Origin of the sequence: Acinetobacter sp. NPDC052428, assembly GCF_044547685.1 — a bacterium.
GTDB lineage: Bacteria > Pseudomonadota > Gammaproteobacteria > Pseudomonadales > Moraxellaceae > Acinetobacter > Acinetobacter lwoffii_G.
Genome location: NZ_JBIUAT010000054.1, coordinates 1 through 10,344 on the forward strand (window position 1 = coordinate 1; position 10,344 = coordinate 10,344).

13 protein-coding genes and 1 pseudogene are annotated in these 10,344 nt (G+C 37.1%); 9 read left to right on the forward strand and 5 right to left on the reverse strand.

Going from position 1 to position 10,344, the window contains the following annotated elements; all coding sequences use genetic code 11:
• Together ACIG3F_RS15630 and ACIG3F_RS15635 are read left to right on the forward strand one after the other, a co-directional pair.
• A pseudogene (locus tag ACIG3F_RS15630) lies at window positions 1–77 on the forward strand (IS6 family transposase); the annotation flags it as partial.
• Between the two features lie 47 nt (window positions 78–124).
• Window positions 125–607, forward strand: a complete 483-nt coding sequence (locus ACIG3F_RS15635; protein ID WP_396470491.1) for a hypothetical protein — start codon at window positions 125–127, stop codon at window positions 605–607.
• 39 nt (window positions 608–646) lie between these two features.
• Here ACIG3F_RS15635 and ACIG3F_RS15640 read toward each other — a convergent pair whose 3' ends face one another.
• A complete protein-coding gene (locus ACIG3F_RS15640) occupies window positions 647–985 on the reverse strand; it encodes a hypothetical protein (RefSeq protein WP_138742816.1) in 339 nt (112 codons plus the stop codon).
• A gap of 319 nt (window positions 986–1,304) precedes the next feature.
• Here ACIG3F_RS15640 and mobQ point away from each other — a divergent pair, with 319 nt between their 5' ends.
• From mobQ to ACIG3F_RS15665, 5 genes are all read left to right on the forward strand, one after another.
• The gene (mobQ, locus tag ACIG3F_RS15645; RefSeq protein WP_396470492.1) at window positions 1,305–3,029 is read left to right on the forward strand and encodes a MobQ family relaxase; all 1,725 of its coding nucleotides are present in this window, start codon (window positions 1,305–1,307) and stop codon (window positions 3,027–3,029) included.
• Window positions 3,030–3,133: 104 nt separating this feature from the next.
• Entirely contained in the window at window positions 3,134–4,072 is a 939-nt protein-coding gene (locus ACIG3F_RS15650) for a DNA-binding protein (protein ID WP_138742818.1), read from the forward strand.
• A 708-nt stretch (window positions 4,073–4,780) separates the two neighbouring features.
• Window positions 4,781–5,737 carry a replication initiation protein RepM gene (gene repM, locus ACIG3F_RS15655; RefSeq protein WP_138742819.1) on the forward strand — a complete coding sequence of 319 codons (957 nt, stop codon included), beginning with the start codon at window positions 4,781–4,783 and terminating at the stop codon, window positions 5,735–5,737.
• Window positions 5,730–6,284 carry a plasmid replication DNA-binding protein gene (locus ACIG3F_RS15660; RefSeq protein WP_136144359.1) on the forward strand — a complete coding sequence of 185 codons (555 nt, stop codon included), beginning with the start codon at window positions 5,730–5,732 and terminating at the stop codon, window positions 6,282–6,284. Before repM ends, ACIG3F_RS15660 begins: the two co-directional genes overlap by 8 nt.
• A gap of 12 nt (window positions 6,285–6,296) precedes the next feature.
• Window positions 6,297–6,440 carry a hypothetical protein gene (locus ACIG3F_RS15665; RefSeq protein WP_171476913.1) on the forward strand — a complete coding sequence of 48 codons (144 nt, stop codon included), beginning with the start codon at window positions 6,297–6,299 and terminating at the stop codon, window positions 6,438–6,440.
• A gap of 190 nt (window positions 6,441–6,630) precedes the next feature.
• Here the strand turns inward: ACIG3F_RS15665 and ACIG3F_RS15670 are convergent, their stop codons facing one another.
• The gene (locus ACIG3F_RS15670) at window positions 6,631–7,194 is read right to left on the reverse strand and encodes a tetratricopeptide repeat protein (protein WP_004734498.1); all 564 of its coding nucleotides are present in this window, start codon (window positions 7,192–7,194) and stop codon (window positions 6,631–6,633) included.
• A gap of 233 nt (window positions 7,195–7,427) precedes the next feature.
• On the opposite strand from ACIG3F_RS15670, the gene ACIG3F_RS15675 reads away from it, so the two are divergent.
• A complete protein-coding gene (locus tag ACIG3F_RS15675) occupies window positions 7,428–7,982 on the forward strand; it encodes a hypothetical protein (protein WP_004734496.1) in 555 nt (184 codons plus the stop codon).
• A gap of 319 nt (window positions 7,983–8,301) precedes the next feature.
• Window positions 8,302–8,619: a hypothetical protein gene (locus ACIG3F_RS15680; RefSeq protein WP_202034688.1), complete on the forward strand. Its 318-nt coding sequence runs from the start codon at window positions 8,302–8,304 to the stop codon at window positions 8,617–8,619.
• A gap of 462 nt (window positions 8,620–9,081) precedes the next feature.
• On the opposite strand, the gene nadS is transcribed toward ACIG3F_RS15680, so the two are convergent.
• The 3 genes from nadS to ACIG3F_RS15695 form a co-directional block, all read right to left on the reverse strand.
• A complete protein-coding gene (gene nadS, locus ACIG3F_RS15685; protein ID WP_004641921.1) occupies window positions 9,082–9,354 on the reverse strand; it encodes a NadS family protein in 273 nt (90 codons plus the stop codon).
• Window positions 9,347–9,667: a type II toxin-antitoxin system RelE/ParE family toxin gene (locus ACIG3F_RS15690; RefSeq protein ID WP_000897309.1), complete on the reverse strand. Its 321-nt coding sequence runs from the start codon at window positions 9,665–9,667 to the stop codon at window positions 9,347–9,349. The genes nadS and ACIG3F_RS15690 overlap by 8 nt, the downstream gene beginning before the upstream one ends.
• Window positions 9,668–9,838: 171 nt before the next feature.
• Window positions 9,839–10,222 carry a hypothetical protein gene (locus ACIG3F_RS15695; RefSeq protein WP_396470493.1) on the reverse strand — a complete coding sequence of 128 codons (384 nt, stop codon included), beginning with the start codon at window positions 10,220–10,222 and terminating at the stop codon, window positions 9,839–9,841.
• Window positions 10,223–10,344: the final 122 nt, after the last annotated feature.

Below are 10,344 nucleotides of genomic sequence, written 5' to 3' on the forward strand. Positions count from 1 at the left end.
AAGGACAAGCATCGTCATTTTATTATGGTCAGCCTCAGGGTGAAGTGTGTCTAATCAACAGGGTTTTCGGTCTCTAAGCACTTTTTAAAGGGAACATCATCGACTCAAATCACTATTTGCAACAGTGCCCTTAAAAGCACTTTTAGGCATATCTGAAGCCAGTTATGCTGACTTTAAAGAACTGAAAAAAATGGTTCTCAAGCCACACATAGATATGATCAACCGAAAAACAGACATTACCGTAAGCTTTCAAGCCGTTAAAAAGGAAGGGCGTAAAGCAAGCCATGTGGGGTTTACGATCACAAAGAAAAAGAACGTAACACCAAAACAGGCCGAATCTAAAGAGCCACCAGAACAGCCACCAGAGGAAAAGGAAAAGCCGTCTGTAGAGCAAGATGAACAACAGTACGCTATCCAGTTTGTACTAGACACTTTGAAAGCCAAGAATCTTTATGATCGCTTCAAAGAGGGCAATGAGAGCAAAGTGCAAGTCATGTCTCGCATTCTCACAGATATGAAAGAGGGCAGACACATATACTGGCAGGAAAAAATTAAGGAATTTACCCACTCTATTCCACTGGGACTAGATGGGATCGGAAACAGATAACCTCATAAAACCCACCTTTCAATGGTGGGTTTTTTTTGCCTAAACGTCTTGCTTGTTTTCAAGATCATTAAAAAACTTATCTGCTAATTCTAAATTTTTAGTTCTAGCCTTTTCACTTTTATCAGCCGCACAGAACGCTTTAAATTTCGTTTTATGAAATTGAACAGTTTGCGGACTTTCTTTTAATATTTTCTCCAAATAAGCCCCCATCAAAATTTTAAGCTTTGTATCGTCCTTTCTTTTTTCAGTCGATTCAACAGCACGAAGTTTTTGCTTGGCTGCTATTTGTTGCCTTTTCAATTGTTCAATTTTTTCTAGTTCTATCTTTTTTTGCTGTTCAATCTTTTCGATTTGCTCTTTGATTTTTTGAGAAGACATAAAACATTCCTGATTCAAATAACATGCCTTCAGACTACTGGATCTCACAGATCAAAAATCGCCTTTCAAAGTAAAGTTCATGAAATAGGTTTAAGCCGTTATTACCGCTTTTTTGATCTTTGCCCTTTCTCGCTTGCTTCAGCAAGTGGAAAGGGTCAAAGTCAAAAAAGTGGGAACACCAGTCCGATAGGAATGGCGCACTTATGCAAACTTTCAGTTTGCCGTGCGAAAGGGGATACCCCCTTTACCCCAACCCCCAACTACCGTTGGGGGACAAGTCTTCGACTTGTAAAAACCTGCATGAATCAGATAGGTGAGTATGGCTATTTATCATTTCTCAATGAAAACGGTTTCAAGATCTAAAGGCAGATCTGCTGTAGCAGCTGCAGCCTATCGTAGCGGGCAAAAGTTGGAAGACCACTATTACGGATTGGTCCACGACTACACAAAGAAATCAGGGATAGAGTTGGCTCAAATTTTTACTCCGAATGATTGCTCCCCTTCTTTAAAAAACCGCCAAGATCTTTGGAATACAGCCGAAAAAGCAGAGAAGCGAAGTAACAGCACTATCGCCAGAGAGTTTGAAATCGCATTTCCCCAAGAGTTAAATCAGGCACAAAGAAAGGCCATGCTAATAGAACTTTGCGAGGAAATTGTTAAACGTCATGGAGTGGTGGTCGATGCCTGTATACATGCCCCCCATTCACAAGGCGGTACCGATGACCGCAATTTTCACGCCCATGTTTTGATGACCACACGCCAAGCCACGCCAGAGGGATTAGGCAAAAAAACTCGTGAGCTTGATGATCGTAAAAGCGGTGAAGTCCAATGGTGGCGAGCTAAGTTTGCAGAACTTACAAATTCCCATTTAGAGAAGGCAGGGCATGACGTTCGGGTAGATCATCGAAGCTATAAAGATCAAGGCATAGATCGGGAAGCCAAAGTGCATGAAGGCCCAGCTACCACCGCCTTAAGACGCAAAGGCCTAGAAAACGAAATTATCGCGTCCAATAATTTAATTCAAAAACGTAACGATATTCGGGCAGCGAATGAAAATAGTATTCAGGAATACTATGACCTGGCTAAGAAAATTGATGCAGCCGAACTAGCAATTAAAGACCGAGATAGAGAGAAAAATAATCTGGAGGACTGCTACCAAACCTATTGGGATTTTCAAAAAATTTATGAAAATTTTTTGGTGGACTTCAATGCAACAGATGGCAATAAAGCAGAACAAGCCCAAGTCATTAAAGACCACAATTTCACTGAACATTTGGAGAGCTTCAAAAAAGCCAGTCTGGTTTTAAGACAGGAAGGCATTGAACCAACTCGCCCACCAGAACCATCTTTGCTAGCCAAACTCAGTAAAGTCTTTAAGAAGCAGAATGTTGAAGCCGAAGCTGTACCATTTGTCACATTCAGTGAAATGCAATCCATTGAACAGGAATACTTCACACCTATTTTCCAATATATAGAACAGGCACGGAAGTCAGAGAAGAAACGTTTAGAAGAAGAAAAACGCAAAGCCAAAGAATCCTTTGAGCGTGAACAAAGAGAAGAAATAGCACGTGCAGAGAAAAGCCGTCAGAAGGCTTTAGCCGTTGAGGAATACTTTAGGAACTTTGACAAAACAGGACTAGGCCGAGAGTTTGATAATGAACTTGGTTTTATCCATAAATCAAGAATGGGCTACATCGGCATGATGACCCAATTACAAGCTCAATCCTATGTGGAGAATGATTTTAAAGAGTTCAATAAATACACCAAAGAAAAGTATGAGCTGATCGAAGACTTAATCCCTAAACTGAATGCCGAAGATCTTAAGCTCATCAAAAAAATCATCGACACAGACAAGAGCGTGACAGGTGTAGACATCACGGTTTATACGGATAAAGCAACTAAAGTGCTTGAAGAAAGAAAGCAGGATCTGGAGTGGAGATCCACTAAGCAAGAAACCACTTACACCCCATCACCAGCACCATCAAAAAGAAAAGACAATGACAATGACAATGACAATGACAATGACAACGATTTCAGCATGTAGAAATAGGGATTAAGTGTTTTTCCCTAAATTTACAAAATAATAATTTAATAAGAATAATAATAAGATTATTATTATTCTTATTATTATAAAGACCGAGAAATCAAATGCTTATAGCAGAAGAAATCAAAAATCGTATCATCCAAGTAGCTGAAACAATCCTATCTGAATCAGGCAAAATGCCTACTGTCGCTGAGGTGAGATCCACAGCTCAGACAGACATGAACACCACATCAACTGTGATGAAAGAGTGGCGACAGCAAAAGCTACTACCTGAGAAAAAGATTGAAGAAGAAGCACCAAAAGCAGTCCAGGAAGATGCTTTAAACCTGGCATCAAAAATCTGGGCAACAGCAAAACAACAGGCCGAGGAAAAATTAATTAAGGCTGAGGCAGATCTACAAAGGGAAAGGGAAGACGCTGAAAACATGCGAGTGGAGCTTTCAACCGAATGTGATGCCCTTCAAGGCACTGTGAAAAGCCTTCAAACCGATTTGGCCAACACCAGAAAAGACCTTCAAAAGCTAGAATTAGACAAGGTTGAATTGCAAAAGGCGGAACAAACTGCACTTAAAAAGGCAGAAGTAGCCGAAGCCAGAAACGTAGAACTTGAAAAATTGGTTGCCAATCTGAAACTTCAAATGAGTGACCTTACCAACCAGAAAGACCAAGAGATCAAAGTCCTCAAAGAAACAGCCGAGAAAGATGCTCAGACTCGCTCAACCCTTGAGGAATCTCTCAACAAGGCTCAAAACCTAGTTGCCGAAAAGGAAACCACAATCCAAATTCAGACAACCACCATTAAACAACTTGAAGAACGTGTTGCTGAATACAAAGGGCAGGTGACTGAATACAAAGAGAAATTTGAAGCATCAGAAAAACTCAAAGCAGCTAGTGAAAAAGATTCTGTTCAGGCAAAAACAGAACTTCAAGGAGTTAAAGATCAACTGGCACAAGCTCAACAAAATCTTACCAAGTGGCAAGGGATGCTTGAAAAAGCTTTAAAAACCACTGAAACCAAAGAGAAAAACCCTTCCCAAAAGTGAACAACAAAAGCCGACTAGCAATTAGTCGGCTCATACCCTCCTATATGCTCACCATTTCGCGTATTTTCAATTTTTCCTCTTAAGTGGTACTATCCATGCCACTGTGGTTGAAAATTAAAATTCACGCAAATGGTGAAGTTTTGGAGGGGGTTTAAATATTAAGTTGTGGCTAATAGTGACAGAGCGAGTGTCTACGAGCGAACTGTCAGCATTCGAATTTCGCCCTGCCTTTTCTCTGATTACAAGCTTCCCTTTGCTGCTAAGACTGAGGTACAGAGCATCCCGAAGGGTGCGAACAGATTCAATTTGCTTCTAGGTCAAGCGAAGCGAGCATAAAAACTGATGAGCGAAGCGAATTCCGAGTTGCTTTTGCTTTTTCTAAAATTCACGAAAATATTAACCAAAAATTGCCCCGACGAATCGAGCGAAAGCGAGATTCAATAGAGTTTGAGCGTAGCGAAAACCAAGGGCAATTTTTCCTTTCCTGGGCTTTTAATTATTTTAAAGTTTTTAAATACTTTTAGACATGCTAAAAGCCTTTATTTACAAGGTTTTCAAGACTGATAAGACTACAATTTCTTTGTCATAAGACTACAATTTCTTTGTCATAAGACTACAATTTCTTTGTCATAAGACTACAATTTCTTTGCATTTGATTACATCAAATGCTAGTGTAGTCTTAATAACACTTATAACCTATGCAGTCTTATGAAAAATGACTTAGTAGTAAAAGATAATGCCTTAATTAATGCCAGTTATAATCTCGAAGTAACCGAGCAACGGCTTATCCTTTTATCAATAATAAGAGCAAGAGAAACAGGCCAAGGGATCTCATCCGACAGTAAATTAGAAATTCATGCTTCTGATTATGCTTCTCGCTTTGATGTCACCAAAGAAGCTGCGTATAACGCTCTAAAAAATGCAGTTAATAATCTTTTTGAAAGAAAGTTCTCTTTTAAGGAAATTCATAAAGATACAAACAAAGAAATTGTAGTCAAATCCCGCTGGGTTAGCCGAATTGCATATGTTGATGACCTTGCTACATTAGAAGTTACCTTTGCACCAGATGTTGTTCCTCTTATTACAAGATTGGAAAAGCACTTTACGAGCTATCAACTTAAACAGGTTGCCCAACTAACTAGCAAATATGCTATTCGTCTATATGAGTTTCTAATTGCTTGGAGAGACGTAGGAAAAACACCTGTTATTCCTTTATCTGAGTTCAGAGAAAAATTAGGACTTGATATTAATGAATATCAAAAAATGATTAATTTTAAAAGTCGTGTTTTAGAACCAGCCATAAAGCAAATTAATGAGCTCACTGATATACATGTAAAATATGAACAGTACAAAACAGGAAGATCTATCTCAGGCTTATCATTCACTTTTAAGCATAAAAAAATTGATTCTATACCTTCAGAAAAAGCCCCCAATACGGTAGATATCTTTACCCAAATGACTGATGCACAACGTCACATGTTTGCAAATAAGCTTTCAGAACTCCCTGAAATGGGTCGCTATTCACAAGGAACTGAAAGCTATCCTCAATTTGCTATTCGTATTGCTGAGATGCTGAAAAATCCTGACCGAATAAAAGAACTATACCCGTACCTAAAAAAAGTGGGATATATGCCATCAAGTAAAAAGGATGTAGCAAATGGCTAAGTTATCACTAAGTGAAGTATCTAATCGCTTTAACGTCAGTCGCTCTACGTTATATAGGGCCATAAAAGAAGGACGTATATCTCGAAGCTCTGATGGACTTTTTGATATTGCAGAAGTCATCCGATGCTTTGGGGAGCCGATCAAAAAGCATGAACAAAAACAAGAAGTGAATCAGTCTAAGGATGATGCGGATTTACGTCAGCTTGTTGATTTCATGAAAAAGGAAATTGAGTCATACAAAGATCGGGAAAAACGCTATTTAGATCAAATAGACCGCTTTCAACTACTATTAGGGCATAAAGAGTCTGAAGAAAAAATGTCTCATGATGCACCAGTGACACATCCTAATGATGCACCATGCGACAACAGTAGTGAAACACGTGAAACTATTGATAATAATAAATATAGTGAAATTAGTACATCTCATGAAACACCAGTGACACACCCCAATGAAACACCAAAACACGTATCAAAGACACACTATGAGACAAAGAAAAAACGTGGCTTATTTGGCCGTGTGCTGAATGCTGTTTTTGATAATGACTAAGGGAGAGAGATCATGCCGAAACTGAAAGACATTGCCCTGGGCATTATTGTGGCCCCGCTGCTGATCCCGATTATGCTGATTGCAGCATACCAGGATAAAAAGGCACTAGAAAAAGAGCTGAATGAACGCCAAAAAGAAAAAGACCAGGCATCCTGATTATTCAATTGAGCTAATCAAAAGTGTGGAACATTGATGAAATAATAGGCGTGGAACGTGAAAAATCATAAAAAAAACCCACCTTGGGGAAGATGGGCTATCAACTAGAAACTACAGCGTTGAATTATAAGGATAATTATAACGCATTTCGTATAAGGTGTATTATGTTAATTTTAATTATTCTACATAGTTACATCTGTGCCTTATCTTCCCAAAATTTTGCTTTATCTAAATTTTTTTCTACACCTATTCCATATCGATACATAAATTCAAGATCCCTCATAGCCTCTTTACTGCCAAGAGACGCAGCTTTTTTAAATAAATATAATGCCTTAGCAGTATCTTCAGTAACTCCCTCACCATTACGATATAAATTAGCTAAACCCACCATAGAATCAGTATGATTTAAGTCAGATCCTTTTGAGAACCACACAAAAGCTTTCTTATAATGTTCTTCAGCATCAGTTGGGTCCATATCTTCAACTAAACCAGCGTATGTCGCATACCCATCACCAAGCCAATACATTGCATCGATATTGCCACTTTCCGCTGACTTAATAGCCCAGCTTTCGGCTTGAGCTTCATCTTCTTCAATACCGTAACCATGTATATATACATCGGCTAATTCTAATTGTGCTGATGAATCACCATTTTCAGCCTTTGTTAATAACTCATTTGAAAATGTTGGATTTGCCAAAGTTTCCATAGAAAAGATCAGTCCTAGAGCAATAGATGCAAGTTTGAAAAATTTCATTTTATGCCTTCAAATCAAAGTTATATTTAATTCGTTATGTTATTAATAATACTTTATTAAGATGAAAAATTAGAGTGATTTAACATAATGGCGATTATACGAAATTTTTAAATTTCTTTAATTATCATAAGGATAATCTCATTTTTTAAATTTCGTATAACGTGCAGTATGTTAATTTTAGGGAATCTAAACGTTTCTTAATTATTTAAATTTTGGAAAAATGTAGGCTATTTATGTCATTTGACTTCGTAAAAATCTTTAAAGAAATTGATCTTCATAAAAATGATCTAGATATTGATAATTTCATGACAACGATCATCAATCATTGTCATGAAATGCAGCCAAACAAAAGTTGGGACCTATTCAAAGAATTAGATTACACAACAGAAGTTAAAAGTTTAGCAGCCCACGTAATTGACTCTTTAGAAAAAGAGGCTTCTCCCTTTATTGAGCAAGGGTTTTGGTTTGGTCTTTCTGATAATGGATATCTATATTTTGCAGTATCAGATCAATACATTGCAGAAGAAGATAACTTAGATTGGATGTCTGAAGCTAGAACATACTATCCTGAGCAAGGCGCTTTTAGCTCTGAAATTTTACGATCTATTGAAGATTTAGCAGATGAAACAGAACTGGATAATTATGCTGAATATCCTTTGTTCTTAGCTTATGCACTTAAACTGGCACAAGCGTCAATGAATCATTATAAAACCGCTTACCCAGAAAGAAAGGTTGGGTACTCTATTGGATATGATTCAGGAGATTTTATTACTGGAGGATGGATCTAATCCTCCCATTTAACATAATGGTTGTTATACGCAATAAAAAAACCTGGGCACCAACCCAGGTCTAAAATTTAAAAAACAGATAAATATCAGTGCAATAAACTCATTTTTCTAATTTCGTATAACGTGTATTATGTTAATAATATAAATTCTTAAAAGCGTATTGATTTAATAATAGAAAAATTATCAGAGTAGGGTATGTGTAAAGTAAACGTTCAATTATCAACCAATAATAATTGAAGATTTATATCTTATATTTGTTAATTTTGTTAATTTTGTTAATATATATCTACCAAATTAATAATGTATTAAGTTAAATAATATGCTAAGTCAACATCATCATTTTTTAAAAAAACTTTCGATCAGTGATGCTGCTATAGCGTATAGAAAACCTCGCTCGACTATACTTAAATATATAAAAAGCGGAGATTTCGAACTTGACTACAATAACTTAATTGAATATAGCCAGTTAGTTAAAAAATTTGGTGAAATTACTGCCCCTATACGGGACGAAAGAGACCAACAAATCAAAAAACTAAAAGATGAAGTTATGCATTTAAAAAAACAACTTAATTTTTTTAAATATACTTCAATCTCAAACAAACATAGATTATTAATTTCTCATAAAGACTCCATTTAACATAATGGCGGTTATACGCAATACACTTGTATATTAATTGAAATATCAGCAACTTATTAAAATCAGAAAAATGCAAAAATGAGAAAAAAGCCGATTTTGAAACAAGTCGGCTTTTTTATGAGCAGTTTTGGAATCTTTTGCCAATAAATTTGTTTAAAAAGTAATCAATTTTGCGATTTTTTAAATTTTATCAATGCGTGAATGTTCAAAATTATCCCCATTTCTTGTGGATAAATTTCAGGCACTTTGTACGCTTTAGCTTACTCAAATTCCAGTTCTTTGCGGCTATCAGGATAGCTAGAATATCCCTACAATAGATTCATACAGGAACAGGATGTTCCGGAGCAAAAAACAACAATGATAAGTTCTAACACTAGGATTGTGAGGTAGAGCAGCACCTACCAAAGATCGCACAATAAAAAACCCCGGCAGGATACCGGGGTTTTTTATTATCTAAACTTTTTAAATTAGGGTTGGATGGGCATCCAGAATGCGAATTAGAGTCGCTGCAGGACCAGTCGGATATCGACGGCCTTGTTCCCAGTTTTGCAGGGTTCTCGCGCTGATATGCAAACGTGCAGCAAATTCTGCCTGGGTTAAGCCAGTTTTCTCACGTACTTCTTTTATATCTGGTAATTCAAGCTCAGTCACTCGACTTGCTTTGATTTCATTGCGTTTGATGGCACCAGCTTCTTTGATTGAAGCAACCAGGTCATCAAATAAGTTGTTATCCATGAAATTGCTCCTTCACTAATTGACGTAGGATCGAGGTCTCTTTGTCTGTCAGATTATCTTTCACAGACTTTGGATAAGCGACTAGGAAAAAGATCTGATCATCCTCTGTGACCCAATAATAGATCACCCGGATACCACCACTTTTACCCTTATTACCTTGAGCACAACGTACTTTACGAATACCACCGCCATTCTTGATTAAGTCACCTTTATCGGGCTGTACCAAGAGATCTTGCTGGAGCTGACGATACTCTTCATCACTGACAAGCTCTTTGATTTGCTTGGTAAAAATACTGGTTTCAATGAATAACATAGGGTTAAGTACGTCAATGGCGTATAAGAATTTTAGCAGTTCTAGAACAAAAAAACGAGAGCTGTAGGCTCTCGTTTCGCATAATCAGTATTATGTTAATTTTAGAAGAACTATAAAAAGTGTCCACAAAATCGGTAGGTATTCAATAAGCTAAATTCAAGCGTAAGAATTTTATTTTGCAAGTCTTTTTAACTTACGACAATAAACTCCACTTGTACTTTTATTAATACCTGATTCAACACATAGCTCGATCAGTTTTTTTATGGGTGCATCAGGATTTGAAGTGATTATATCTTGGACTTTTTGGAAGGTAGAGTTCGTTTTTTTATTGCCACTGTTCATTCCAACCCAACCTTGTGGAACCTCATCTTTATAGAAGGAACCTGTTTCTCCAGTTAATGGATTTTTCATTGCCACTTTACCCTTTGTTACTCCAGACCACCCTAGTGGAATAGCATCTTTTGGAAAGGCTGCTTTTTCACCTGTTTGAAGATTTATACAACTAACTAAGCCCTTAAATATATGAACCCAACCTTCTGGAACTTGATTGGGCACTGTTGCAAATAGGCTGACATGATAAGCTAAATATCTTATTTATTTCGAGATACAGCAGATGAATCCCTTCCACGGTCGGCACTTTCAAGGTGAAATCATTCTTTGGGCTGTTCGTTGGTATT

Excerpts from the sequence above, each read along its gene's own strand:
- ACIG3F_RS15640 (WP_138742816.1), bottom strand. The coding sequence starts at position 985 with ATGTCTTCTCAAAAAATCAAAGAGCAAATCGAAAAGATTGAACAGCAA.
- mobQ (WP_396470492.1), top strand. The coding sequence starts at position 1,305 with ATGGCTATTTATCATTTCTCAATGAAAACGGTTTCAAGATCTAAAGGC.
- ACIG3F_RS15650 (WP_138742818.1), top strand. The coding sequence starts at position 3,134 with ATGCTTATAGCAGAAGAAATCAAAAATCGTATCATCCAAGTAGCTGAA.
- repM (WP_138742819.1), top strand. The coding sequence starts at position 4,781 with ATGAAAAATGACTTAGTAGTAAAAGATAATGCCTTAATTAATGCCAGT.
- ACIG3F_RS15660 (WP_136144359.1), top strand. The coding sequence starts at position 5,730 with ATGGCTAAGTTATCACTAAGTGAAGTATCTAATCGCTTTAACGTCAGT.
- ACIG3F_RS15665 (WP_171476913.1), top strand. The coding sequence starts at position 6,297 with ATGCCGAAACTGAAAGACATTGCCCTGGGCATTATTGTGGCCCCGCTG.
- ACIG3F_RS15670 (WP_004734498.1), bottom strand. The coding sequence starts at position 7,194 with ATGAAATTTTTCAAACTTGCATCTATTGCTCTAGGACTGATCTTTTCT.
- ACIG3F_RS15675 (WP_004734496.1), top strand. The coding sequence starts at position 7,428 with ATGTCATTTGACTTCGTAAAAATCTTTAAAGAAATTGATCTTCATAAA.
- ACIG3F_RS15680 (WP_202034688.1), top strand. The coding sequence starts at position 8,302 with ATGCTAAGTCAACATCATCATTTTTTAAAAAAACTTTCGATCAGTGAT.
- nadS (WP_004641921.1), bottom strand. The coding sequence starts at position 9,354 with ATGGATAACAACTTATTTGATGACCTGGTTGCTTCAATCAAAGAAGCT.
- ACIG3F_RS15690 (WP_000897309.1), bottom strand. The coding sequence starts at position 9,667 with ATGTTATTCATTGAAACCAGTATTTTTACCAAGCAAATCAAAGAGCTT.